Origin of the sequence: Methanobacterium paludis (assembly GCF_000214725.1) — an archaeon.
Lineage (GTDB): Archaea > Methanobacteriota > Methanobacteria > Methanobacteriales > Methanobacteriaceae > Methanobacterium_C > Methanobacterium_C paludis.
The window spans coordinates 408,183-432,951 of record NC_015574.1 but is presented as its reverse complement, the minus strand read 5'-3'; the positions used below and the strand labels follow the sequence as shown (position 1 = coordinate 432,951).

At 36.1% G+C, this 24,769-nt stretch carries 25 protein-coding genes; 9 read left to right on the top strand and 16 right to left on the bottom strand.

Annotated features, from left to right (window positions below; genetic code table 11):
* Positions 1-340: 340 nt before the first annotated feature.
* Complete coding sequence (gene alaS / locus MSWAN_RS01945; RefSeq protein WP_048187826.1) at positions 341-3,127, top strand: alanine--tRNA ligase; 2,787 nt, start codon at positions 341-343, stop codon at positions 3,125-3,127.
* Between the two features lie 255 nt (positions 3,128-3,382).
* On the top strand, positions 3,383-4,639 hold the full coding sequence (locus MSWAN_RS01940) for a methanogenesis marker 16 metalloprotein (RefSeq protein ID WP_013824932.1): 1,257 nt from the start codon (positions 3,383-3,385) through the stop codon (positions 4,637-4,639).
* A 266-nt stretch (positions 4,640-4,905) separates the two neighbouring features.
* Here MSWAN_RS01940 and MSWAN_RS01935 read toward each other — a convergent pair whose 3' ends face one another.
* From MSWAN_RS01935 to hypD, 7 genes are all read right to left on the bottom strand, one after another.
* Positions 4,906-5,445, bottom strand: coding sequence for an NTPase (locus MSWAN_RS01935; protein WP_013824931.1), 540 nt, complete (start codon positions 5,443-5,445; stop codon positions 4,906-4,908).
* Positions 5,446-5,528: 83 nt separating this feature from the next.
* Positions 5,529-6,053 (bottom strand): zinc ribbon domain-containing protein, encoded by a 525-nt coding sequence (locus MSWAN_RS01930; protein WP_013824930.1) that lies wholly within the window; start codon positions 6,051-6,053, stop codon positions 5,529-5,531.
* Between the two features lie 257 nt (positions 6,054-6,310).
* Complete coding sequence (locus MSWAN_RS01925) at positions 6,311-7,075, bottom strand: radical SAM protein (protein ID WP_144011539.1); 765 nt, start codon at positions 7,073-7,075, stop codon at positions 6,311-6,313.
* Positions 7,047-7,463 (bottom strand): hypothetical protein, encoded by a 417-nt coding sequence (locus MSWAN_RS12175; RefSeq protein WP_144011538.1) that lies wholly within the window; start codon positions 7,461-7,463, stop codon positions 7,047-7,049. Before MSWAN_RS12175 ends, MSWAN_RS01925 begins: the two co-directional genes overlap by 29 nt.
* 178 nt (positions 7,464-7,641) lie before the next feature.
* Complete coding sequence (locus tag MSWAN_RS01920) at positions 7,642-8,955, bottom strand: TldD/PmbA family protein (protein WP_013824929.1); 1,314 nt, start codon at positions 8,953-8,955, stop codon at positions 7,642-7,644.
* Entirely contained in the window at positions 8,952-9,617 is a 666-nt protein-coding gene (locus MSWAN_RS01915; RefSeq protein ID WP_013824928.1) for a phosphoglycolate phosphatase, read from the bottom strand. Before MSWAN_RS01915 ends, MSWAN_RS01920 begins: the two co-directional genes overlap by 4 nt.
* A gap of 182 nt (positions 9,618-9,799) precedes the next feature.
* Positions 9,800-10,846: a hydrogenase formation protein HypD gene (gene hypD / locus MSWAN_RS01910; protein WP_013824927.1), complete on the bottom strand. Its 1,047-nt coding sequence runs from the start codon at positions 10,844-10,846 to the stop codon at positions 9,800-9,802.
* 431 nt (positions 10,847-11,277) lie between these two features.
* Here hypD and MSWAN_RS01905 point away from each other — a divergent pair, with 431 nt between their 5' ends.
* From MSWAN_RS01905 to MSWAN_RS01895, 3 genes are all read left to right on the top strand, one after another.
* Positions 11,278-12,495, top strand: coding sequence for a Mur ligase family protein (locus MSWAN_RS01905; protein WP_013824926.1), 1,218 nt, complete (start codon positions 11,278-11,280; stop codon positions 12,493-12,495).
* A gap of 135 nt (positions 12,496-12,630) precedes the next feature.
* A complete protein-coding gene (locus MSWAN_RS01900; protein ID WP_013824925.1) occupies positions 12,631-13,812 on the top strand; it encodes a hypothetical protein in 1,182 nt (393 codons plus the stop codon).
* 82 nt (positions 13,813-13,894) lie between these two features.
* Entirely contained in the window at positions 13,895-14,557 is a 663-nt protein-coding gene (locus MSWAN_RS01895; RefSeq protein WP_013824924.1) for a nucleotidyltransferase family protein, read from the top strand.
* A 228-nt stretch (positions 14,558-14,785) separates the two neighbouring features.
* Here the strand turns inward: MSWAN_RS01895 and MSWAN_RS01890 are convergent, their stop codons facing one another.
* The 6 genes from MSWAN_RS01890 to MSWAN_RS01865 form a co-directional block, all read right to left on the bottom strand.
* Complete coding sequence (locus MSWAN_RS01890) at positions 14,786-14,989, bottom strand: hypothetical protein (RefSeq protein ID WP_227716982.1); 204 nt, start codon at positions 14,987-14,989, stop codon at positions 14,786-14,788.
* A 207-nt stretch (positions 14,990-15,196) separates the two neighbouring features.
* A complete protein-coding gene (locus MSWAN_RS01885) occupies positions 15,197-15,877 on the bottom strand; it encodes a DUF169 domain-containing protein (protein WP_013824922.1) in 681 nt (226 codons plus the stop codon).
* 240 nt (positions 15,878-16,117) lie between these two features.
* A complete protein-coding gene (locus MSWAN_RS01880) occupies positions 16,118-16,855 on the bottom strand; it encodes a geranylgeranylglyceryl/heptaprenylglyceryl phosphate synthase (RefSeq protein WP_013824921.1) in 738 nt (245 codons plus the stop codon).
* A 247-nt stretch (positions 16,856-17,102) separates the two neighbouring features.
* On the bottom strand, positions 17,103-17,249 hold the full coding sequence (locus tag MSWAN_RS01875) for a 50S ribosomal protein L40e (protein WP_013824920.1): 147 nt from the start codon (positions 17,247-17,249) through the stop codon (positions 17,103-17,105).
* Between the two features lie 2 nt (positions 17,250-17,251).
* Positions 17,252-17,761, bottom strand: coding sequence for a DUF367 family protein (locus tag MSWAN_RS01870; RefSeq protein WP_048188192.1), 510 nt, complete (start codon positions 17,759-17,761; stop codon positions 17,252-17,254).
* 327 nt (positions 17,762-18,088) lie between these two features.
* Positions 18,089-20,281 (bottom strand): VWA domain-containing protein, encoded by a 2,193-nt coding sequence (locus MSWAN_RS01865; RefSeq protein WP_227717022.1) that lies wholly within the window; start codon positions 20,279-20,281, stop codon positions 18,089-18,091.
* Positions 20,282-20,514: 233 nt separating this feature from the next.
* Here MSWAN_RS01865 and MSWAN_RS12920 point away from each other — a divergent pair, with 233 nt between their 5' ends.
* The 3 genes from MSWAN_RS12920 to MSWAN_RS01855 all read left to right on the top strand — a co-directional run bounded on the left by MSWAN_RS12920 (position 20,515) and on the right by MSWAN_RS01855 (position 22,119).
* A complete protein-coding gene (locus MSWAN_RS12920) occupies positions 20,515-20,670 on the top strand; it encodes a hypothetical protein (RefSeq protein ID WP_013824917.1) in 156 nt (51 codons plus the stop codon).
* The gene (locus tag MSWAN_RS01860; RefSeq protein WP_013824916.1) at positions 20,637-21,113 is read left to right on the top strand and encodes a hypothetical protein; all 477 of its coding nucleotides are present in this window, start codon (positions 20,637-20,639) and stop codon (positions 21,111-21,113) included. Before MSWAN_RS12920 ends, MSWAN_RS01860 begins: the two co-directional genes overlap by 34 nt.
* Positions 21,114-21,414: 301 nt before the next feature.
* Positions 21,415-22,119: a DUF116 domain-containing protein gene (locus MSWAN_RS01855; RefSeq protein WP_013824915.1), complete on the top strand. Its 705-nt coding sequence runs from the start codon at positions 21,415-21,417 to the stop codon at positions 22,117-22,119.
* Between the two features lie 172 nt (positions 22,120-22,291).
* Here MSWAN_RS01855 and MSWAN_RS01850 read toward each other — a convergent pair whose 3' ends face one another.
* The 3 genes from MSWAN_RS01850 to MSWAN_RS01840 all read right to left on the bottom strand — a co-directional run bounded on the left by MSWAN_RS01850 (position 22,292) and on the right by MSWAN_RS01840 (position 23,717).
* Complete coding sequence (locus tag MSWAN_RS01850; protein WP_013824914.1) at positions 22,292-22,978, bottom strand: CPBP family intramembrane glutamic endopeptidase; 687 nt, start codon at positions 22,976-22,978, stop codon at positions 22,292-22,294.
* Positions 22,979-23,131: 153 nt separating this feature from the next.
* Positions 23,132-23,332 carry a helix-turn-helix transcriptional regulator gene (locus tag MSWAN_RS01845; protein WP_013824913.1) on the bottom strand — a complete coding sequence of 67 codons (201 nt, stop codon included), beginning with the start codon at positions 23,330-23,332 and terminating at the stop codon, positions 23,132-23,134.
* A gap of 4 nt (positions 23,333-23,336) precedes the next feature.
* Positions 23,337-23,717 carry a DUF2178 domain-containing protein gene (locus MSWAN_RS01840; protein WP_013824912.1) on the bottom strand — a complete coding sequence of 127 codons (381 nt, stop codon included), beginning with the start codon at positions 23,715-23,717 and terminating at the stop codon, positions 23,337-23,339.
* A gap of 299 nt (positions 23,718-24,016) precedes the next feature.
* Between MSWAN_RS01840 and MSWAN_RS01835 the strand changes: the two genes are divergently transcribed.
* Positions 24,017-24,580, top strand: a complete 564-nt coding sequence (locus tag MSWAN_RS01835) for a flavodoxin family protein (protein WP_013824911.1) — start codon at positions 24,017-24,019, stop codon at positions 24,578-24,580.
* Positions 24,581-24,769 lie beyond the last annotated feature (189 nt).

Here is a 24,769-nt window from a genome sequence, read left to right as displayed (position 1 = left end):
ATAAAGATAATTGAGATTAAAGATAATTAAGATATGTAAATTAAATCTTAATTTTAAAAATTTAAAACTATTTAAATTATGTTTATTATAAACTGTAATTATCCTTTAAACATTAAAATTAAAAGAAATATTAAATGATATTTTTAATAAATTAAAAAATTTGATACAATAGGATTATAATAGAACTTTTGAGTGAATTCAAAGTTTGGATCAATTAAAAGCTCTAAAAAAACTTTTTAAAGTTAAATAAGTGTTGAAATAATTTGATTCAGATTTTTTTCGATCATTTTAGGAAATATTTATTTGATTATTTAGAATAATTTAAAAAAAAATTTATTTGATGATTACCATGTCTCGTCAGCTTGAAGAACTCGGATTTACAAAGAAAACCTGTAAAAAATGTGGAAACGAATTTTGGTCAATAGGAGATAAAGATACCTGTGGAGATGCACCCTGTGATGAATATAGTTTTATAGGGAACCCTGCAACTTCCCATAAATACGACCTCTACGGAATTCAGAAAGAATTCACAAAATTCTTCCAGAAAAACGGCCATACACCCATAAAAAGATACCCCGTACTTGCAAAACGATGGCGAAATGATGTTTTTCTTGTAGGTGCATCCATCTACAACTTCCAGCCGTGGGTAACCTCAGGCCAAGTTGAACCACCTGCAAACCCCCTTGTAATTGCCCAACCATCAATCAGACTCAACGATGTGGACAACGTCGGCCGTACTGGAAGACACATGACCTGTTTCACAATGGGTGCACACCACGCTTTTAACTCTTCTGATAACCAGGTTTACTGGAAAGACGAGACAATAAAGTATTGCCATGACTTCATTAAACATATAGGGATAGATCCAAGGGAAATAAGTTACATAGAATCATGGTGGAAAGGTGGAGGAAATGAAGGCCCTTGTTACGAGATATGTGTCCGTGGTGTGGAACTTGCAACACTGGTTTTCATACAGTACAAAACAACACCTGAAGGACTTAAAGAAATTCCATTGAAGATAGTTGACACAGGTTACGGCCTCGAAAGGTTCGCATGGATATCACAGGGCACTCCCACAGCCTATGATGCATCATTTGGACCTGTAATAGACCAGCTTAAGGACATATCTGGAGTGGAACTTGACGAACACATCCTTGGAGAAAATGCCCGCGTTGCAGGAATGATGGACATAGAAGATATTGCAGACCTCAAAGTACTGCGTTCCAGGGTTGCTGACAGGCTGGAAATTTCAGTTGAAGAACTTAAAAAAGCCACAGAACCGATGGAAGCAGTATACGTTATTGCAGACCATACTAGATGTCTGGGCTTCATGCTTGCAGACGGAGTCATACCATCAAACGTTAAAGAAGGATACCTCGCAAGACTTGTGCTTCGAAGGACAATCCGTTTCATGAAGGACCTTGAACTAGAAGAATCACTCTCTGACATTATGAACATGCAGTTGGACTTCCTTTCAAAAACTTATCCTGAGATAAAACACAGTCAGGATCATATTCTTCGAGTCATCGACCTAGAAGAATCCCGCTACCACAAAACCATCCAAAAAGGAAGACAACTGGTTAAAAAGAGTATAAAATACCTTAAAAAAGAAAATAAGAATGAAATGCCCGTTGACATGCTTATAAAACTCTACGATTCCCATGGAATTCCTCCTGAAACCATTGGAGAGATTGCAGAGGCTTCAAACTTTAAGGCAAATGTTCCTGATAACTTCTACACACTTGTAGCAGCAGAACACGAAGAAGAAGCTTCAGAAGAAAAATTCCAGTTAGAACTGGATTTCCCTGATACAAAGCTCATGTTCTACGATGAACCTGAAAAAACAGAGTTCATTGCCAAAATACTTGGATTCCACGAGAACAATGTCATATTAGACAGAACTGTGTTCTATCCTGAAGGTGGAGGTCAACCATCTGATGTTGGATTTTTAGAACTTTCGGGATCGGGAATTCATGAAACTGAAAAGAATGAAACTCACAAATCCAAACTTCAAGAATCTGAAAAGAATGAAACTGGAAAATTCAGGGTTCTTCACGCTGAAAAGGTTCAAAATGTGGTTTTACACAGGTTAGATAAAAAAGATATTGAAGCGTTAAAATCCCACATTGGATCACAAGTTAAAGGTGAAATCAACTGGAACCGACGTATTTCACTTGCAAGAAACCATACTGCAACCCATCTTGTGGTTGCAGCAGCACGCCGTGTGCTTGGAGAACATATCTGGCAGGCAGGAGCTCAAAAAGGTGTTAAAAAGTCAAGGATCGACCTTTCACACTACAAAAGAATTGATAACCATGAACTCCAAAAAATTGAGTTAATTGCAAACCAACTGGTGATGGAAAACATTCCTGTAAGTGTAAAATGGATGAACAGAACAGAAGCAGAAAGGAAATATGGTTTCATTCTTTATCAGGGCGGTGTTGTTCCAGGGAATAATATAAGGACCGTTAAAATTGGTGATGTGGATGTGCAGGCCTGTGCCGGTACCCACGTTGATCGCACAGGTGACATCGGTCTTATAAAGTTAACCAGAACCGAAAGAATCCAGGATGGAGTTGAAAGAATTGTGTTTTCAGCTGGAGAGGCAGCAGTTGAGGCAGCCCAGAGAAATGATGACCTTCTAAAAGAAAGCAGCACCATCTTCAAGGTCGAAGCAGAACAGCTTCCAAAAACATGTGAAAGATTCTTTACAGAATGGAAATCATTTAAAAACGAGATCAACCGATTTCAAGACCAGATTGCTACCCTAAAAATGGGAAGTCTAGGTGACAAAGCTGAAAAGATCGGAGATCTAACAGTTTTAAGACAAGCCATAGATGCTGACATGGGCGAACTCATCAAGATCGCGACAGACCTTACAGAAAATGAAGATGGCATTGATGTAGTTATAGCTGGAAACAATGCTGGCAAGATCGTTGGGGCTTCCTCCAAGAATGCCATAGGTAGGGGTGTGAAGATGAATGAGATCATAAAAGGTGCAGCCGCGATACTTGGAGGTGGAGGCGGTGGAAGACCAAACCTTGCCCAGGGTGCAGGCAGAAACCCTGATAAAATAGATGACGCACTGGATTATGCTTTTGAGGCTGTAAAAAAAATCATCAGCTGATCTAAACCATTTTTCTCTTTTTTAGTTAATTCCATTCTTACTTTTTACCAATTCCTCATTTACATATTCTAAATTTTTTACCTAATTTTGTTATTTTTGAAAAATTTTATAAAAAAACAGATTTTAAACAGATTTTTACAATCAAAATTTAATAGGAATAGAAATAAACAATTGTTAATAAAATTAATACACAGTTCTTATATCAAATTTTACAGGAAATAAGTTTATAATCCAAGGATAACCCGGAGAAAAAATATGAAAATCCGTACCATAGAAGAGATAAACAATAAGATCAAAGATGGAGAAGCAACCGTACTCACAGCAGAAGAAGTATCAAAGCTTGTAAGAGAAGGCAACAAACCAAAAGCTGAAGATGTGGATGTAATAACCACCGGAACCTGCGGAATAATGTCTGGAACCGCTGCAATATTCCATGTCCCTGTAGCAGAACCTGGAGCGTTCAAGAAGGCAAAAAGTGTTCTTTTAAATGGCGTACCTGGATTTCCAGGACCCTGCCCCAATGAGTGGCTTGGATCCGTCGATATGATTGTTTACGGGACATCCCACAGCATACATGGGAATAGGTACGGCGGAGGATTTTTATTCAAGGATATTGTGAGTGGAAAGGATATCGAAGTTGAGGTCGAATCAACAAACGGCGAGAAAATAAAATCCACAGTCAACATTGAGGATATAGGTACAGCCCAGATGATCGGGACGAGGCTGGCCTTTAAAAATTATAACTCATTTGTAAATCCAACAGATAAACCTGTTTCATCCATATTCAATGCCATAGACCTTGAAGGTCCATTTAAAGGATTCACATTCTCAGGCTGCGGAGAGTTGAACCCATTACAAAACGATCCAATCATGAAAACCATATGTGCAGGTTCAAAGGTGCTTTTAAATGGGGCCGAAGGATATGTCATAGGTCGTGGAACCCGAAGCAGCGATGAGAAACCCAACATGATGATAACAGCAGATATGAAAGATATGGATACTCATTATCTCGGTGGTTTCAAGACAGGTGCCGGTCCTGAAGTCTTTGACAGTGTGGCTGCTGCAATCCCTGTTCTTGACGATGAAATCTTGAAGGAAACTTTCATTCAAAATAAGGATATAAAACTGCCAGTTACAGATATACGTGGACGGCACAATGTTTTAGGTTTCACAGACTATGATGATGTCTGGGGCGGTGCTGATGAGAGGCCAGTTTACCATCCTGAGAGATGTTTGAACTGTGATGTTTGTATAGTGCGTGAAAGGTGTCCAACCGGCGCTTACAGTGATACATTAAATACCCGAAGATGTTTTGGATGTGGAATGTGTGCATACTCCTGTCCTAACGCTGCTTTCACAATGGAATCTGGAAGCGTGCAGTTTGAAATCAAGGATCGTTCCATTGAATTACCAATAGTCTGCAGACAGTCCGATATCAAAAGGGCGCGCGAACTTGTGGCTGAACTCACAAAAAGGATTGAAAATGGTGAATTTATTTTAAATGAATGCTAACCATGAATTCGATTTCATATCTCATGTAGCTTAAACAAATGGATAATCAATAAAATTTCTCTTCCTTTTTTTGTCTCCATGTGTTTTTTTTATTTTTAAGATTCCTTTTATTTTAAAGTTTATTCAAACTAGCCTAATTCCACTTCCAAAACTAAATTTTTAATCGTTTTAAAAATTATATTGACGTGAAAGTAGGAGTCTAAACTTTAAAAACTAGTAAAAACCTGATTAAAAATATTATATCTTTAAAATATAAATTTAAATAATTAAATCGTTAAATTTTCTAAAATTTCTAAAATTTCTTCATCCAGAAAATCCCTGTTTTCATGTGTAACCTCAAAAATAGATACGTCATCTCTTGCCTTTATTTTAGATACAAATGGATGCCCGGATCTTTTGTGTATCACTGCAATAACCGGCTTCTTGCTGTCCATGGCAGCTTCCACTGCACTGCAAAAATGTTTACTGTGGAGTTCCATAGGGGCTATTTCATCTATAAATATATAATCAGAGCTTTTTACAGCATTTTCTATGGCAGGAACTCCTATTTCATTTAAATCCTTTAAATTCACCCCATATTTACCAACATGCGGACCTTCACATTTCACATGGGCCAGCATACCTTTTTTATCGTTTGAAACATCTACTATATTGAAGCCAACTCTTCTACCATTTTCCCTTATTTCCAGGCAGGTGACTCCACCCACGCTGTGGCTTAGATCTTCAACTGCTTCTTTAACCCTGTTTAAAACTGTTGTTTTACCAATTCCTGGCTTTCCTGTTATAAGGATGTTCAATATCATCATGAACGATATTTATTTTACCTCAAAACCATCTCTGAACCCTTTAGAAACTTCACACTGATTTTATTTACAGCTATTCCAAGTGCTCACGACTGGATGCTCTTTGAAAAGAGGATAAATCCTATTAAAAATCCAAAAAGCAGAGCCATGATCAAGAAAAGAATTATAGGACCCTTCCATCCAGACTTCTTCTTACCTTGAACCTCATAATCTGGTTCATACTCGTCATAGTTTCTACGTTCATATCTTTTATTTTTAGAGCGTTCAAACTTGTTATCAAACCTATCTGGAATGTCTTCATAATCATCATAATCTCTTTCAGGATATTCCCCTTTAATATACCTATTCTTCAGTGGTTTGTAGTCAGACTTAGATTTTGGCTGGTAATCTGATTTATAATCTTGTTTATAATCTGATTTAGATCTTGACCGATAATCCGATTTATCTTGTTTATAATCCGGTTTATAGTCTGATTTAGACTTTAGCTTGTAATTAGGCTTATAATCTTGTTTGTGCCGAGGTTTGTAATCTGATACAATAAGTTCCATCCCACAGCTAGGACAGTACTTTTCGCCCTTTCTAACTTCAGATCCACAGTTTTCACATCTCATTCTACCACTTACTAGATATAATATTTGATTCTATTATTATATTAAGTTTACAACAAGTTTAAACAGATAATAAAAGAATTTCATAAAAATTAGGTGATCTATTCCCTTTGAGTTTAATCTTCTTAATCCTCATATTTTAAATAGTTTTTTAAAATTAAGATCATCAAAAATTCATGATATGTAAGGATCTGAAACAAATATTCATATCTTTACTTCCTCTTAAATCAAATTAGTATTTTTTTAACGCCTTTAAGTTATTAAACTAAATTTACAAACCCCATATCCTTAACATAATCATATACATCCTGAAATTCACGGGTCGACGGGAACCTGGAAATATCTTCGTGTTCCAACGCCATGTAAATCGGCCTGTACTGATCCATAATATTTAAAACAACATTCAATCCAATATTACGGGATATCCACCTTAAAATAGGTTTTGAACAGCATTCAACATGGTTGGGAAGTACAAGGTGCCTTATTATCATGTCTCCAGCATTCCATGCCATCTTGTGGTTTCTAGTCACGGTTTTCCAGTAATTTTTAATTCCTGAAAGTCTTAATGCACAATCATCGTTACCATACTTAAAATCTGTGAGAAAAAGGTCTGCAAATCCATCAAGTAGTTTCATGGATTCCTCAGACATGTAAAAGTTGCTGTTCCAGACTACAGGAATATTTTCCTGAGTCAGTTTCATGGTTTTTAGGATATAAATCAAATTGGGGGTTGGTTCGCCGCCTACAAAGTTGACATTTCTTGAGCCTTGCCTGCGTCCTTTATCAATTATAGCTGCAAGCTCATCTTCTGGAATGGACATTCCACCCCCAGGATGCTGACTTATGTCCCAGTTCTGGCAGTAAACGCACTTAAAACTACAGCCTGTAAAGAAGATTGTGTGGCTTGGCACAAGCTGAGACTCCTCACCCATGTGCATGAATTCAGATGCAACCCTCGAACTACCAACACCACAAACACCTCTCTCAGATCGTCTGTCAACATGGCAACGGTTTTCGCAGAACACAGTCTTCAAATAATGTGTTTGCAATCTTTATTTTCAGATCAAGGTAAGAAAAAGAGGGTTTTTTATTAATAGTGAAATTGATAGTTCTTCGATTTGAAAGGTCTTTAGGTCCCGAAGAAAGGTTTTTGGGGTTTTTATTAAAGAAAGATTTTCTAAAGGAGGATCTTTCTAAAATTTCTCGGTATAAATCTTGAAATTCTTTTCTAATAGATTCATGTTCACTCCAAAGGGCATCGATATCCCCGCTGCCGTCTGCTTCAATCAAAGAGGCCGCTTTTGACAATGACAACCTCTGATTCGACACCACCCCAAAATAATTTTTAAGTGCACTTCTTATTCTTTCGTTTTTTAGAATTTCGTCGGAATTGGGACGGTTTATTCTCCACATGTCTCTATATTAACCTGTGTTTTTCCTTTTTAATTCAAATATTAGTATTCAATAACTAGTTATTTTAATAACTGAAATCACTCAAATACTCAAGTTGATCAATTACCAAAACACTAGTATCCCATTACCAATTCCAAAATTTCAAAGATAATAATCAATCACCATGGGAATTAATCAACTATCCAACAACTCTTAAATTACGAACCATAATACGTGGAATTACAAATGATCCAAGTTGGCGTGTCTTCTTGGATGCTGCCGATGCTTCTTTCATGAGCTGGAATATGTTTCCAGATATCATCGCCTTTTTCACGGGGTATGCAATTTCTCCGTTTTCTATTTTAAAAGCGTTCATTGCTTCTACAGAAAAATCTCCAGATATTGGATTTGAGGTGTGTGCTCCAAGGACGTCTGTAACAAGAACACCGTCATTAATGTCTGGAATTTTATTAATATCCTCAAATTCAAGGATCACATTGCTTAAACCAACCGAAGGCATGTCAGAGTAGGAGTAACGCATTCCATTACCTGTACTTTCAACACCACCCTTTTTTGAGGTGTATATATCATATAAAAAGTTTTTAAGAATTCCATTTTCTATAATAGCCGTTTTTTGACTTGGTGTTCCCTCCCCATCAGATTTTGAGGAATTAAGCCCTCTTTCAAGAGTTCCATCGTCATAGATACTCAGTGACGGGGACACAACTTCTTCGCCCATTTTACCTGCGAAAATCGACCTTCCTCTCTGTACATTGTCTGCATTTAGCGCACCTGTAAAAGTTGAAAGGAGACCCGCAGCTGCATAGTAATCAAGTACAACATTTGTATCTCCAGTTTCTATGGCTTTACCTCCCCTTGAATCCTTGGCAGTTTTGCATACATTTTCTGCAATTTTTTCTGGGTCTATATCGAGGTGTGTTGAGGATTCTGATTCATTGGCGGTTGATACGCCTTCCCCATCAGACACGTTGACTGATATAAATCCTGAAAATGATGTTGATAAGTCACTGCAGCTTACACCATCTGAATTCAAAATTAAAGTCTTTAAACTTCCTGAAGAAAAGCCTCCACATGTTGGCTCGCACTTCTCATCCACAACTGTATTTACCATGGACTTTGCAAAGTCCACAGCCCCTTCAATTTCAAATTCATTAATCCTTTTATCATAGATCCCCTTAACATCAGCATAGTTGGACTTTGGTGCAAAAGCAAAATTTTCATCGGGGATGTTGGATTTCGCATTGAAAACTGCTTTTTCAACAGCTTTACGAAGTTGTTGAGTGTTTTTCAGATTGGTTGAGTAGGAAAAACCCATTTTACCATCTACAATTACCCTTACACCAACCCCAAATGAGAGAACTTCCTTTGCAAAGTCCACATTATCCTTTTTAATATCCACATCAACATTTTCTTCCTTTTCTACGTAAATTTCAACATCCTCTGTGTATTTTAATGTTAGATCAAGCATTTCGCTTGCTATTTCATACATCATACTATAAACCTCTCAATGGCTTCTTCAACCCCATTTCCATAGGATTTTTCCGTAACATAATCTGCAATGGATTTAAGTTCTTCATCAGCATTTGCAACTGCAACTTTAACCCCTGCAACTTTTAAAAAGTCAATATCGTTTTCACCGTCACCTATGGCTAATATTTCGCTGGTTTTTATTCCCATATCATCTGCAACGATCTTAAGGGATGAACCTTTATTAACAGCAGGGTCTGTAAGGTGTATTGCAAATTTTGAATCATATACTTCAACATCGACGTTCTTTAAGGATTTTTTTACAATATCTGAAGGAATATCCCTTGTTAAAGCTATCTCAGAAAACCTTTGATCTGAATAATCAACCTTTTTAACATCCAATTTAGATTTCAGGATTTCGTATGCCTTCTGACATTTTTCTATGTTTCCCAAGATCTTTTTTCCCCTGCAAGATTCAATTACTCCACCATTTTCAGCTACGAAACCTCCAGATGTGCCTAGAAGTATTGAGATCATATTTGTGGAGCACATAATATTTCCAGTTACAATTATAACGGGAATTCCTATCCCTTCAACTTTATGGATGGCCGTTATTGAGCTTGTACAAAGTCTTCTCCTTTTATCAGTTATTGTTCCATCAACATCAATTGCTACTGCCTTTATCAAATTAGCTCCACCTCAATTAGGTTATAATTCATCAAATGAGATTTTAACTTGCAAGAAATATTCCAATACTTTATTGCAAGGATACTTTGCAATTTAAGTTTATGTAACGATGTGCCCAAAATATCCTTTAGATGCACTCAGATTAAAACGTTATTCAATGTAAACCCGCAACGAGTTAAAAATTACATTGAACCATATCTATGAGCTATGTTACATGTTCCCTCTTTACTTACCATACATGCACCCACAGGATTCATTGGGTTGCATTCAGTTCTGAAAAGTTTGCATTCCTCAGGCCTTGCAATTCCTCTGAGTATTGGGCCACAAATACATCCTTTAACAGCATTAGGGGATTTTTGAGGAGGTATATCGAATTTTACCCTTGCATTGAACTGGGAAAACTCGTCTTTAATCTCGTAGACTGAATCTGGAATCTCTGGGAAGCCTCTCCATTCTTTGCTCTTGATGTAGAAAACCTCGTTCATAAGCTCCTGAGCCTTTACGTTACCTTCAGTCCTTACAGCACGTTTGTACTCATTTTGAACCTCAGCTTTCCCATCTTTAAACTGTTTAAGTATCATGTAAACAGAAATAAGGACGTCAAGTGGGTTAAACCCTGCCACAACCTGAGGAATGTTGTATTTTTCAGAGAAAACATTGAAGGGTTTTGTTCCTATTATGGTAGCAACATGACCAGGTTCTATTAGAGCATCCAGGTTTACCTCACCAGATTTTATTAAGAATTTAAGGGCTGGAGGGATTAGTCTGTGGGATGAAATGAATGATAGATTTTCTGGAGGTCCTGTAATGATCTCAGAGGCTGTGGTTGGTGCTGTTGTTTCAAAGCCTGCTGCCATGAAAACAACCTCATTGTCGATTTTCTTTGCTATTTCAACGGCGTTACTAACACCATAAACTATTCTAACATCTGCCCCTTCTGCCTTTGCATCTTGAAGGGAGCCATTTGCCCCAGGTACTCTTAACATGTCTCCAAAAGTTGCTATAGTAACTCCTTTCTTTGCAAGGTACAAACATTCATCAACTTCTTTTGAAGGAACACAGCATACAGGACAGCCCGGACCTGCAACTATCTGTACCTCCTCTGGTAATAATGACCTTATTCCATTCTGCATTATGGTATGTTCGTGTGACCCACATACATGCATTATTTTAACGGGTCTTGAGATGTCTTCTATACGTTTTATTATTTCTTTGGATAGATTCTTCATTATGCCCCAATCCTTGATAGTCTTTTAATTGATAGTCTTTTAATTCTACGAAATCACTTAATTCTACGAAATCAACTGGATAACTTTTATTTTTTTATCATTGTAATATCTATTGTAAAAACAGGTAGATAAAAATAAGCTTTCAAAAAATTTCATAAAAAAATTGGAAAAGGGAAAACTTGGAGGACACTGTGGAAAAAAATGAGAAATCCCTTGATGATCAATTAAAAAATATTGAGAAATATTGATGAAAAATATGGGATGGAATAATTGGGGACACACAAAAAATGAGAAAATTCAACGAAAACTTAATGATTGAAAAATTGAATGGATAAAAAAAATTGAAAGGGTTATATATTCCCAATATCAAACTAATTAAAAGCCTAAATTGAAGGCATGAAAATCAATATAATACAAATTCGGTAATTAAAATGAAAGTAGCAGTCGTTGGTCTGGGTAAGGAAGGCAAAAATGCCGTAAAATCACTCCTGAGTCATGGACATCATGTTTACGCATCGGACATGAATAAACAAATTGAATTAAACGATTTTAATGATGTTGATATTGATTTAGGGCATCATGACCTTGATAAAATAAATTCATCTGACGCTGTTGTCCTAAGTCCGGGTCTCTGGAGCAGTAAAATTGCTGAGAAGATAAAATCTAAAAATAAAATTTTATCGGATGTTTTGACCAGCCATAGATCTATTTTTACAATTGGAGTAACCGGTACAAACGGCAAAACAACCACGTGTTTCATGATCAAAAGTATACTCGAAAAATCGGGCTTAAATGTTCTTATAGGTGGTAATGCAGGCGGAGGATTTGATGGGTACACAGAACTCATACTTGAAGCATCTTCTAATAAAAATTACGATGTCATAATAGTTGAAGTTTGTGATATGACCCTTGATTTCTGTGACCAAAACTTCGACTTTGATGTGGCTGTTGTAACCAACATTGGACACGACCACATGGATTTCCATAAATCCCTTGAAAATTACAGTGCATCCATATGCAGATTTTTAAATGGTAAAAAAGCGATTTTAAACAAGAATAATGAATTTTTATTGAATTTAGAAGATTGTGGATCCGAAACATTCTTCTTTAATAAATATGATGGAAATTTAAAGGTTTTTGGTGAATTCAACAGGCAGAATGCGGCCGCTGCTTCAAATGTTGGGAAACTTTTGAATATAGCCGAAGGTGACATTAATGAAGCTTTGAAAAATTTTGAGGGAGTTAAAGGCAGAACAACCACCCTAAAACTTAAAGGTTCCATGGTTATAATTGGAAAAACAGACAACGTCGATGCTACCTCTGCCGTGTTTAAAGAATCCAATTTTGATGTTATTATAATAGGAACTCCCAGAAAAGGCGAGATGTGTAGATTTGACATTTTAAATGAAGTATCAAAGGTTAATCCTAGGATTGCAGCTTTGTTTCCCGGCCTGGACAACACAACAGACATGGCAATTGAAATTTTGAGGAATGACGGTTACAGAGGGACTATTAAAGTTTTAAATAATGTGGAACAGGTAGTGGATTTCACCATTCAATGTGCAAAACAATACAAAAACATATTCATAGGGGGCAATGGTCAGCAAAGACTCATAGAAATACAGAATACCCTACAAAAACCCCATTAACCTCCAATCAACCGAAAAAAATCGATGATCCTAATTATCTTTATTAATCAATATGATCACAATATAACTAATATAGAATATTACATTGTATTAAAAAATCTATTGTTATGATAATTTTGATGGAGGAATCCAACATTGCGCCAATATCTTAAAACCCCCATAATGATCTTATCTTTGTTAATAGTAATCGCCGTTGTAATGAATCCTATTGGTAACTTAATATCAAGTCAGTATTCACAACAAAAAGCAGCAGATATCGCTGCTTTTAATATTGGAGATACTGTTACCTCCGGGACATACGTTGTAGATAACAGTAAGATCCGGAAGGTTCCGGTAATTTCACACCCAGAATACCTGATTGATGATATCAAAGAACATGAATTCTATGATCTTTTCACTGCTCTAATCACAGGTACTGTTGAAACACCCATAGAGCAGGTAACAGGCAGCGGAATATCCAAATATGGAGTTGCCAATGGTTTCATTGGTCCGGGAGTACTGGCTGTTACCAACAACAAATTGGTAGTAAACCCCCCTGAAACATTTGTATGGGGATTTAAAATACCTTACACTTACGCTGTAAAAACAAATAGCGGCATAGAGATCCAAGAAGGATCAAAAATCGTTAAAGTCGTATCTTCAGATGATATAAGTAACGATACTGTTCCACATAACTATGTCACTATTAAAACCCTTAAAAAATGGTACAACGAATCTGATGTTGGTGATAAAATAGCCATAGACTATGCACTTGGCAATTTTAGTGACGGCAGGAATATCGTGACCCCTGATGAAATTAAAACCTTTTTTGGTGCCAGTGTACTTAGTTACATGGAGAACTACCCTTCCTACGCACCGGTGCTTGTTTACTCAACATCAAGTAACCAAAATGTTTCAGGGACAGGTTCAAGTGTTCTTGGATCATACACTCAATACAGTACTACTATTCGCGAATTTAATGCTCTGGAATTTGTTAAAGGATGGAATGGAACGATAGTTCCGGCCCACACCTCTGCTACAGGAAAGGCAAACATAGCATTTCAGGGGATCTTTGATGAAAACGATACTTACAGCCAGTACGCAACACACGGTGTTTGCCCTCCAGGCAGGGCATTGAGAGCTGCGGTATTGAGTGCAGGTTTCGCACTTCCCTCGGGTATGACGGACGTATATGACTCTGTAGAATACAGCAGTAACCCTACAACAGGAATAACCGTTAACAACACCAGTGATTATCCTGTACTCATAACCATGTGGACAAGTGGAAGCGGCGCTAGTATGCAAATATACGCCAAAGTCATAACACTTCTCCCTTGAAAAATTCCTTTTTAATTTTTTGAATGGAAGTTGAATAAAATAAAAAATGAACATTGAATAAAATAAAAAAATGAGTGATTAAATGGTTTCAGCAGTTATAACAGCAGCAGGGAAAAACCGGAGAATGATAGAGGATCTTGAGGCCAGGAAGATGCCTTCAAAACACAAGCTCCTCATGGATCTCCATGGAAAGCCAGTGATAATTCAAACCATCGAAAATGTGCTGAATTCGGGTGTGGATGAATGTGTAATTGTTTTAGGCCATTTCAGCCGGGAAATATCAGTTGTTTTAAATAAGTTCCATGACGAAAGAATCAAGGTCATCGAAAATCCGGACGTAAATGTTGAGTTATCTGAAACCCTTTTAAATGGAATTAAAAATGTAAAAAAAGGTTTTTGTTTGTGTGTTGCAGCGGATCAACCAACAGTTACAACTGAAACCATGAAAAATCTCATTAAAAAAGCCCGTGAGCACCCTGAACCCGAAAACATCATTTCAATAATGGCAAGGGGGAAAACTGGATATCTTGACAGTGCACAGGGTCTTGGAATGCCATTTGTTTGCCATTCAAAACTTCTTGAAAGGTATTTAGCCGGGCGTGAGGATAATTTGAATCCTATTTTGAGGGATATGGTTGAAGATGGTGTGGTTTTCTACGGTGTGCCTGCCCAAAACGAGCTGGAACTTGTGAATATCAACAGGTACGATGATTATTTGTTGGTTTTAAATAAATGCAATTTTTAAAACTTTTACTATTACAATCAAGGAATTTTTCTTATTTTTGATAGTAAAAATCTAAAAAGAATGAAAAAAAATTTTTTATTTAATCAAGCCGGAATAGAGCTCAATATTTTTTAAAGTAGATCTTTTAAAAGTAGTTGTTCTTCAGCAGAGTGGAAAACAAGTTATAGAAAACAAGTTAGCCCAACTCATTTTAAATTTTCTGAATATCCATCCTAACAAAAATAAGGGTTATTTCTTCAGGCTTTCCTCTAAAAGTTCGAATCTTTCTTCAAACTCTTCCATAACCTTTCCAACTTTTTCAACCAGTTTCAAAGTATCATATATCCAGTTAACAATTAGTTCCTGATCTGCTTCTCCCTCATAATCCTTTATTTTCCCGGACAGATCCTTTACTTCTTCCAATATTTCATATACCTCTGTTTCATCTGACACGTTTTCACCCCAAATGTTCCTATTCATATATTGTACTTCATTCATATTACAATTAGGCATGAAAATGCACTGAACGATTTGATTATAATTATTGATAAAAATTATAAAAGAGGGTCATTAAACGCATGCAAGTGGGATGAAATAAGAAAATGTTTTTAAACAGAATTATAATAAAAAAAGTTCTATAAATAAAGAAAAAAAAGAGAATTACAGTGCATCAAGCGCGTTCACAACACAACCAATGTTTTCGCCGTTTAATCCAACAATTACCTCGTCTGGATTGATTTTAGCGTATTTACGTGACCCACTGCAACCTAAAGTGATGTTGGCTGTCTTTCGTGTGTAAGGTCCTGCAACTGCATCGGCACAGATCGACTGGATTCCAGAGAAATCTGCCTCAACACGACCACCCAGAGTGTAAACCAATGCCTGAGAAAGTTGCATTGCCTGTTTAGGGTTTGCAATTATCACAATAACATCTGGGTCAAATGGTGCAGTTTCAAGTGGTGCGTAAGCTATAGCTTTCATTATAGGCTCTATTTTTGGGATTGAATCCACTGTACGTTTGGCAGCACCCAAACTTGAGAACCTTTTCAGTTTGTAATAAGTTTCACCAGTTTTAACCATTTCCGGCGGTTCCATTAATCCTATTGCTGATGCTCCACCTTTACATTTCTCTTCTGCCACTGTTGCATAGAATGTTGCACCTTGCGCTGCCTTTTGAACCATTTCACAGTGCCTGATACTTTCATCTATCTTTGAAATCCCCTCAGGGATATCTTCTTCCCTTAATACTAGTTTAATTGCAACTGGAGATTTAGTTAAACCTAATTTATCCTTTATTCTGTTGGATATTTCTTCGTATCCATTTACATCACAACTAGACATGAATTTCACCTCTGTAATAGTTTATGTGCACTTAAATATAATTTTTTATTATAACAATAGTGAACTTTTAGATTTAACATTCAATCGTGTCTAAAAACTTAAAAAGTATAAATAAGGAAAGAATAATCAATAAAATTTAAAAAAAGGAAAATAATCTAGAATAATTTAAAAACAATTAAGAAGAATCAAAAATAAAAAAAATAATCAAAAAGATAAATCAGATACATAAAAAAAGTTTATTTAAACAGATTTAATACCTTCAACAATCTCAGATATCTTAGATCTTATGTTGGAGCAGTTTTCAACTACTGTTCCCGTTACTATGATATCTGCACCTGCTTTTGCTACCTGAGCTGCTTCTTCGCCGCTTCGAATTCCACCGCCGACTATGACCATAATATCGGTGGTTTTTTTGACCTTCGAGATCATCTCCCCTGGAACAGGTTCTCCAGCACCAGATCCAGCTTCAAGATACAAAAGTTTCATTCCCATAAATTCTGCTGCAATGGAATACGCCACCGCAAGATCGGGTTTAGCACGAGGTATGAGTTTTGCATCTCCAACCCATCCAACAGTTCCACCAGGTTCAACAACAAGGTATCCCATAGGTATAGTTTCAATACCCATCTTTTTAATGGTTGGAGCGCCAAGGGCCTGTGCACCTGTTATCCAATAAGGATTAGATGAATTCAAAAGACTCATGAAAAATATAGCGTCTGCATACCTACTAACACCAGTGATATTACCTGGAAAAAGAATAACAGGCACATCAACATTCTCTTTAAGTGCTTTTGCAGTTGCATCAAGCTCACTGGACTCTGTTGTTGATCCTCCAAGCATTATACCATCAGTTCCACCAGCAACAGCTTCTTTAGCCATACTAACAGCTTTATCTGGGCTTTGTTCCTCAGGATCAAGAAGAGTTAAGTGTAACTTATGATCCTTTAAGGATTCTCTAAAGTAATTTTCAACATTCATATAGATCACTCAAATGATTACGATCATAGTAATAAAAAAGTTAACGTATCATTAAAGGTTTGAATCATTAATGTTACGTTAAATTGGATATTATAAAAATATTTATTTCAATCAAATCTTCTAAATTAAACATTTCCATGGAGTCTTAATAATAGTTCCATGAATAATGGATAATCTTTAATTAACTGGATTTAATTTAACGTGGAAGGGTTATAAATCCCCTTTTAGTTAAATTAATGCAGTTAGTTTAACCTCTTGGTTCTTTTGCCTTAACTCTAAGACCCTTGTAACCACATTTTCTGCATGTCTTTGCGCTTGGAGGGTTTCTTGCGTTACATTTAAGACATATTTTTACCTTGAATATTCTATTCTCTGCTTCTTCAAATCTAGCCATTCTTAGCCTCCTATGAATTCATTTTGAATCTTTACAACTTCCAAGCTTGTTTTAGCGTTGGAATATGCCTCTAAAAGCTCTTTGTTGAGCTCTAGAAAATGAGGTCCCCACTTGAATTGGGACATGATTTCAACAGCATTATCTTTAAGTCCCACTATATAAAAAGTTGATGCAATAGCTTCTGCAGTTGAAAGTTTACAGGGCTTACCGTAATTGGTGGGATTGGCTGCAACAAGAAAAGGGAGCAACCTGTGGTGTTTATTTCCCTTAAACATCAGAGAAGATTTTTTTATTCTCTTCCATGAACAGTCAAGGGCGGCAATACCATTCTTATCAACAATTTCCCTATCCTCCGGGGATACTGACTTCTCAGAAAATGGGTCTAGTACTAATGCGCCCTTAGGTAACATGTTTAGATTGTTGACTACTTTAACCTTACCTTTATTACTAAGTCTTGTGGTTGTGCATTTTCTAGGATCGCACTCATCTGCATGGTATACTACGACTTTCATTTCAATCATTGAACGATTTCAATCAGTAAAAATGATTTAATTTAGTTATCTAAATAAAGTTTAAATGTATTTTTATTGAGTTTAACTGTATTCATCCAGATTAGATACGTACATCAATCCATTTAAAAATTGAATTAAGTTTATTAAAATTTCTATAACAAATTAATGATATATAAAAAATTGATGATGCAGATTTCTATATTTTTAAGGAACTAACTATTAAATTTAACCATAACAACTTAAAAAATTGGAAACTTTAAAAAAGAATATTATCTGTTTTGATGGTTATATCCTAATTATCTGTTTTGAATAATCTTTATGAAAGTTTTAGAGATCCTCTCTTTCATAGTCCAGTATCCTAGAAACTGCAACCTCTGGATTTTTAAGTTTCTCCAGGTCATAGTAGCGGCCGCCAGATGCAAGTGCAAGTTCCATGTTCGTGTCACGACCGTACTTAAAAGACTTCTCCAAGTTCACAACAATTGTGTGTATCTCTTTATCTTTAAGTTCCTCTGCTATTTTCATAGCATCCTTGATGGGCCCTTCTTTTATTGCAACATTGGGCATGCCATCGGTAAGCACAAACATTATTGGAACGTACTCATCTCGTATCTTCTCTTTTTTAAGAAGTTCATACCCTTTTTTAAGGCCCGATGCCAGGGGCGTGGTGCCTCCAACTGTTATGTTGTCCACTTGCTCCTTAAATGATGCCGCCCTGCGGGTTGTTGGAATTATAATCTCTGCTTCCTCACCTTTAAAACCCACAACACTTATTTTATCATTGTGACGGTTTGCATCTTCTATTACTCCATTTAATATGCCTTTAAGCCTGTTGGCTTTCCTCTGCGTGAACATTGAACCACTTATATCTACCACAAGTACTATTGATGCTCTTGCACCGTGTTTTCTAACCTTATGACGTAAATCCTGGCTTTCAACATTCATACTACCTTCAGATCTTGCAGCAGCAGCCCTAAGTGTTGCATCTATTGCAATATCCCCGGATACATCCTTTGGAAGTTTGCTTTTTATGTACTTACCTTTCAGAGTTTTTGAATCAACCCGTTTTCCGTAGAGTCTTTTCTTCTTCTTTCCCTTCATCTTAAGAAGTTTTTTTATATCAATTTCTACTTCATCAGATTCAATGGGTTCTTCCTTTTTTTCAAGAGATTTAAGTTTCATTCCCTTTTTTTTACCCTCAGATTGACTTTCATGCCCTTCTTTAATCCCCAGCTCCCGGTTAGTTCCCTGCTGTTCTTCCTCCCCGTGTTCTCCCTTATTATGTTGTTGTTCTTTATCTTCCTGTCCTTCTTTATCTCCATCCCCCTTTTCATCCTGTTGATCTTTATCCCCTTCAGGTCCTTTGTCTCCCTGTTTTTCATCTTGTTGCTCTTTATCCCCTTCAGGTCCCTTATCTCCATCCCTTTTTTCATCTTCTTGTTGATCTTTATCCCCTTCAGGCCCTTGGTCTCCTTGCTCTTTTTTTTCCTCTTTTTCATCCTCTGAAATATCAGATAAAGCTTTTTGAACCTTCTCTTTAAGTTTATCCGGACCCTTAGATGATTTATAGAATCTTTCACCCAGAACCAGTAATGCTGCTTCCTCAACATGATCTGGGTTAACTTCTACCATGTTCTGGTATGCTGCAATGGTTTTAGCCGTTTTAAGCATAGCAATATCTGCCCTGTGACCATCTACACCCATATCCATACATACATGGGCTATAACCTTCATCATATCCCGGGATATCTTCACATCCTGGAGAATTTTCCTTGCCTGAATTATGCTATCGAGTATTTCATCCTGTTTATCTTTAAATTTATCCCTGAATACTGTTGGATTGTTTTCAAATTCTTCCCGCCTTTCCATTATTTCGACACGTTTTTCCATATCCATGATACTGTGTACCGAGATGTGGAGACCTATTCTGTCTGAAAGCTGTGGTCTGAGCTCTCCTTCAGCAGGGTTCATTGTACCCACCAAAATAAAATTTGATGGATGAGATAATGATATTCCTTCCCTTTCAACTATGTTCACACCATAGGCAGCAGCGTCCAAAAGAACGTCAACCAAGTTATCGTCCAGGAGGTTTATCTCATCAACATAGAGTATATTACGGTTTGCATCAGCAAGAATACCTGGTTCTAATGCTTTTGATCCTTCTTTTAAGGCTTTTTCAATGTTTATAGATCCAACCACACGGTCTTCTGTTGATCCAAGGGGAAGTTCAACCACCCTCATACTCTTCTCTTCAACCTCAAAATCGCCAGATTTACATGAGTCACAGAATAAATCTGGATTATCAGGGTCACAGTTGAATGAACATCCTTTTACAACTTTCAATGGAGGTAGAAGATCTGCCAGCGCCCGCACAGCAGTTGTTTTACCCGTTCCTTTGTCACCTTTTATCAGGACTCCACCAATGCTCGGGTTTATCGCATTGAGTATAAGGGCTTTTTTAACATTATTCTGGCCAACAATTGCTGAAAATGGAAAAATAAGGTTTTTCAATAGTCTCACCATTTAATAAAGATATTCTTATCTTTAGTTTATATTATGGATAATCAAATCTTGATATAATATGGAATTTAATGGGATAAATATGTTGTAGTTGGGTGAAATTGGATTTTTAAAAACTTTTTAAAACCCAATTATCTTTAAAACCTAAGTATGATTTTTTAAAAAGAAATTAATCCCCAAAAATTAACACAAAAACTAAATAAGATCATGAACATAAGATAACTGGTGATACTATGTGTACAGTTGGCGGGCCAATGGCTGACATTAAAATGAAGAAACTGAAAACAAAAAGATACAAATGCTTAGATTGTGGAAACACGTTTAAAGGGATTGGAAAAAGAGTAGTTTGCCCCTCATGTCAGTCAGAGAACGTAGAAGAATCAGATTAGATCCTGATGAAATTCTTTTTTTAATTGGAAGTTCTGGGGAGTTAGGGGTAACTAAGGCAGCTAAGGATATGCAAATATTCATAGGAACCCCTGAAAAAGAAGAAATCGTGATGTTCCTTGAATCAGAAGATTTGATAGCCGTTTCCTCATTTGAAGTTAGTGAAAAGGCCGAAACAGGAATTAAATCCATGTTGTATCTTTTACGCGAGTTTGGTTCACCAATAGTTGTTCTTCCAAAGGACCATCCCACATCAAAAAGACTCCCACTAGTTGTTGCCTGTGGAGATCATGTACGCCTTGACTGCAGAATACAGGCAGGCACCCATCCAGAGCAGGACATTTTATGTGCATGTGAAGACCTTTCAGGAATTGAAATAAACGCCGTAGAATGTGGAGTTGAAATTGAAGGATCTTTAAAAAATTTCAAAGTTGAAAAAATCTAGAGCCACTAATTTATTAAGATTTTCAATTAAACTAGATTTTAATCCTTAAAAATTTACTAAGAGATTTTACTGAGAGATTTTACATGATAATTAATAAATTTAAGTAATTAAAGATTTTAACGTTATTTTAGAGATTTAATAAGGATTTAATAAATTTCAGCCAATTGGATAAAATCTTTTTTAAAAAACAAGATTTAAGGATATCAAAATTGATATATAATGAATCCACTATACAATCTAAGTTCATAAATTAATCATTAAAATAAATCAATTTAACATAAAGAAAACACTAGATGATCTTATGGCACTTTCTGAATTTTACCAGATATTTGGGCAGTTAGTTTTCATTCTTGGAATCTCAGTACTAGCTCTGCTCTCTATTACCCTTGTACTTGGAAAACTTCTAATTAAGGAAAACCGATTAGTCTTCCCAAGACTGCTCCTTTTTACCATAGACATTTTTTACGGCCTATTCAAACGGTTTTCTGAAATCGTTGGTGTGGATGCCAAAATCGTGGATCAGATCGGTATAGAAGTTAGGAACAAATTGAATGAAAGAATATTCCACAAGATCAAACCAGAGGAGAAGATCCTTGTCCTCCCACACTGCCTCAGACATCAAGATTGTGAGGCCAAACTCGGGGAGTCTGGACTCGTCTGTCAGGACTGCAACCGCTGTGTTATAGGTGTTCTCAAGAGCAAAGCTGAAGAAATGGGTTACGGTGTTTACATTATACCAGGATCAACCTTTTTAAAGAACATCGTTGCAAAAAACAATTTCAAGGCATTTATAGGTGTTGCCTGTTACCAGGATCTGAACCTTTCCATGATGAAGCTCTCAAAGTTTCACTGCCAAGGAGTTCCACTTCTTAGGGATGGTTGTATCAACACCAAAGTGGATGTTAAAGCTGTGCTTGAGAAGTTAGGTGCAGATATTAAAAAGGGGTCTGAAAAACTCTCCGATGAAAGCCCTTGCAACAAAAACCCCAGCAAAAAATCTATTTAAATATCATTCCCACTTATTCTATTAAATTTTACTATTTTAAGGGAAACTAGTCAAGAGTATAACTACTAAATTTATGATTCTGAAAAATCCATAAAGTAGTGTAAAACTCATAAGTTCCATTTCTAGCGGATCTAACAAATTAATGGTGTTTTACACTGGACTATATTTTAATTTAAGGTGCAAACACATTCCAGAATCCATGGAAAATAAATGATGCATACACTTTTCCTGTTTTAAGACGTAAAAATCCTACAATAAGTCCTAATATCAATCCTATTCCCATTTTGGATATCAAAAGCATTGGAATGTTGCCGGGACCCATTGGATGGATGAGAAAGACATCAATATAACCTAGATGCCAGATGCTGAAAAGTAGGGTTACAGTTATCCATGTTAACACTCCAGAATTAACCATATCCTTTGATTCCTGGATTTGATTCCAGATGTAGCCCCTGAAAAGTAATTCTTCAAATGCAGGAATTACAAGACCAGATATCATTCCTATTATCAGTATACTGATCTCCCAGCCCAAGAAGTATGGGGTTACAGCCATAAATACCAGGAAAAGTACTCCCAGAAGATATATTATCCTTGTTTTACGTTCTAAATCATTCAGATTAAGTCCTAGTTCCTTGAGGGAAGGTTTGAAATAAAAAATTAGGATTAATCCAACCAGAATAAAACTCAAACCATTGAAAAGTTGGAATATGGTAAGATCATTCACAGGATGAGGAACTACAAACCACAAGGTTCCCATTATAGCAGCTCTTAAGATTTGTATAATGACAAGGCCCACCATTATTTTCAATATGAGTTTTAAAAAGTTTTTTCTGGTCTCAATGGATTTAAAAAGCTGCATATGATTTCACTCCAAATTTATTAAACAATTTTAATATTAAACGATTTCAACAGTTTATCATCATTCCATGCTTTTTTTTGAGTCCAACTTCAATACTCAAAAACTTCAATACTCAAAAACTTCAATACTCAAAAATAATAACATGAAATCGTTTTATTCCTTTTCTTCATATAAGAAAATGTCTTCTATTTTAACCTGGAATAATTTCGCTATTTTGAATGCCAAACTTAATGAAGGATCATATTTATCCTTTTCTATTGCTATTATTGTCTGTCTGGTTACTCCAAGCTCTTTTGCAAGTTTTTCCTGGGTAATATCGTTCATGGCCCTGTAGACCTTCAGCTTGTTCTTCATGACATCATCCATGTTTTTTATTGTAGTACAAGTAGAATCCACTGTATAACAGGAGCAATAAACATGCAGAATCCGTTAATGTGAAACCAGCCTGGGTAAATTCAGGAAAAGTGCTCTTGAGCGTCAGTAGTCCAACCCCTAAAACTGTGATTACAGTTAAAAATAAAACCATAGCCATCCTGGAAGCGTTATTAGCGACCAGTGCCGTTCTTTCATCTTCAGTTATCTCATAAACATTTTTTTTAATAAAATATGATGCAAGGGTTCCTAAAAGTAACGTTATGAATGCAAGAAGCAGGTTCCCCATTATAACTGCTGTTGCAACGAATGCAGCCACAAGAACTATGATGAACAATCTAAGGTTTTGATAAGTTTTTTTATTCAATAATACTACCTCCAACCGTTTTTAGTATTTTTCGGATAATGAACCGCAGGATATTTTCAGAATTCCCAGATTTTTTCAGATCCATAAAAACCCACGTAACTAATACTTTACATTATGTAATATAAACTTTACTATTAAACTTCATTATACATAGATGTAATTTACATCCAATCATGCATGAATCGAAATGAATCAGCTACAAAACCTCGGATCAACCAATGATTAAAAATACAATAGTTCACAAATAAAATAAAATAATTTCAAAGAAGTTAATGAAAATTTTATCTGGAGGGAACAGGATGGAAAAAGTTCTTTTAATATGTGCAAGTCCCAGAAAGGGCAACACTGCCCAGGTACTCTCTGAATGTGCCAGAGTAATAGAAGATAATGGTCTGGAAACTGAAACCGTTTATTTAAGGGGTAAAAAAATCGAATCATGCACTGCGTGTGGGAAATGTGCTAAAATCCAAAAGTGCAACATCGATGATGGATTAAACGATATTATTGACAAACTAAGAGAATCAAAGGGTTTTATAGTGGGTACTCCAGTCTACTTCGGAACAGCACGTGGAGACCTCATGGCAGCACTACAGAGGATAGGTTACGTTTCAATGAGCACAGACAACTTCCTTTCATGGAAAGTGGGTGGCCCTATAGCAGTTGCACGCCGTGGAGGCCAGACAAGCACAATACAGGAGCTCCTGATGTTCTATCTCATAAACGATATGATAGTTCCCGGCTCAACTTATTGGAACATGGTTTTCGGACTTGAAAGGGGAGAAGCCATTGAAGATGAAGAAGGAATCAGAACTATCAAAAGATTTGGAGAGAACGTTGCAAATCTAATAAAAAAAATAAATTAAGGAAAAATAAAAAGAAAGTAAGGAAAATAAAGATTTAAGAGAAAATTTTTGAGAATCTTGTTAAAATATTTAGATTGAACATATTCCTATATTCAATTTTGAATATTCAATTTTGAAAACCATATTTAGTAAATTCATTGAATAAATCTATACTGTTGAATATTTGATTAACCTATTTGGATTTGATAA

Excerpts from the sequence above, each read along its gene's own strand:
- alaS (WP_048187826.1), top strand. The coding sequence starts at position 341 with ATGATTACCATGTCTCGTCAGCTTGAAGAACTCGGATTTACAAAGAAA.
- MSWAN_RS01940 (WP_013824932.1), top strand. The coding sequence starts at position 3,383 with ATGAAAATCCGTACCATAGAAGAGATAAACAATAAGATCAAAGATGGA.
- MSWAN_RS01935 (WP_013824931.1), bottom strand. The coding sequence starts at position 5,445 with ATGATGATATTGAACATCCTTATAACAGGAAAGCCAGGAATTGGTAAA.
- MSWAN_RS01930 (WP_013824930.1), bottom strand. The coding sequence starts at position 6,053 with ATGAGATGTGAAAACTGTGGATCTGAAGTTAGAAAGGGCGAAAAGTAC.
- MSWAN_RS12175 (WP_144011538.1), bottom strand. The coding sequence starts at position 7,463 with ATGTGGAGAATAAACCGTCCCAATTCCGACGAAATTCTAAAAAACGAA.
- MSWAN_RS01920 (WP_013824929.1), bottom strand. The coding sequence starts at position 8,955 with ATGATGTATGAAATAGCAAGCGAAATGCTTGATCTAACATTAAAATAC.
- hypD (WP_013824927.1), bottom strand. The coding sequence starts at position 10,846 with ATGAAGAATCTATCCAAAGAAATAATAAAACGTATAGAAGACATCTCA.
- MSWAN_RS01905 (WP_013824926.1), top strand. The coding sequence starts at position 11,278 with ATGAAAGTAGCAGTCGTTGGTCTGGGTAAGGAAGGCAAAAATGCCGTA.
- MSWAN_RS01895 (WP_013824924.1), top strand. The coding sequence starts at position 13,895 with ATGGTTTCAGCAGTTATAACAGCAGCAGGGAAAAACCGGAGAATGATA.
- MSWAN_RS01885 (WP_013824922.1), bottom strand. The coding sequence starts at position 15,877 with ATGTCTAGTTGTGATGTAAATGGATACGAAGAAATATCCAACAGAATA.
- MSWAN_RS01880 (WP_013824921.1), bottom strand. The coding sequence starts at position 16,855 with ATGAATGTTGAAAATTACTTTAGAGAATCCTTAAAGGATCATAAGTTA.
- MSWAN_RS01875 (WP_013824920.1), bottom strand. The coding sequence starts at position 17,249 with ATGGCTAGATTTGAAGAAGCAGAGAATAGAATATTCAAGGTAAAAATA.
- MSWAN_RS01870 (WP_048188192.1), bottom strand. The coding sequence starts at position 17,761 with ATGAAAGTCGTAGTATACCATGCAGATGAGTGCGATCCTAGAAAATGC.
- MSWAN_RS12920 (WP_013824917.1), top strand. The coding sequence starts at position 20,515 with ATGTGTACAGTTGGCGGGCCAATGGCTGACATTAAAATGAAGAAACTG.
- MSWAN_RS01860 (WP_013824916.1), top strand. The coding sequence starts at position 20,637 with ATGTCAGTCAGAGAACGTAGAAGAATCAGATTAGATCCTGATGAAATT.
- MSWAN_RS01855 (WP_013824915.1), top strand. The coding sequence starts at position 21,415 with ATGGCACTTTCTGAATTTTACCAGATATTTGGGCAGTTAGTTTTCATT.
- MSWAN_RS01850 (WP_013824914.1), bottom strand. The coding sequence starts at position 22,978 with ATGCAGCTTTTTAAATCCATTGAGACCAGAAAAAACTTTTTAAAACTC.
- MSWAN_RS01845 (WP_013824913.1), bottom strand. The coding sequence starts at position 23,332 with ATGAAGAACAAGCTGAAGGTCTACAGGGCCATGAACGATATTACCCAG.
- MSWAN_RS01835 (WP_013824911.1), top strand. The coding sequence starts at position 24,017 with ATGGAAAAAGTTCTTTTAATATGTGCAAGTCCCAGAAAGGGCAACACT.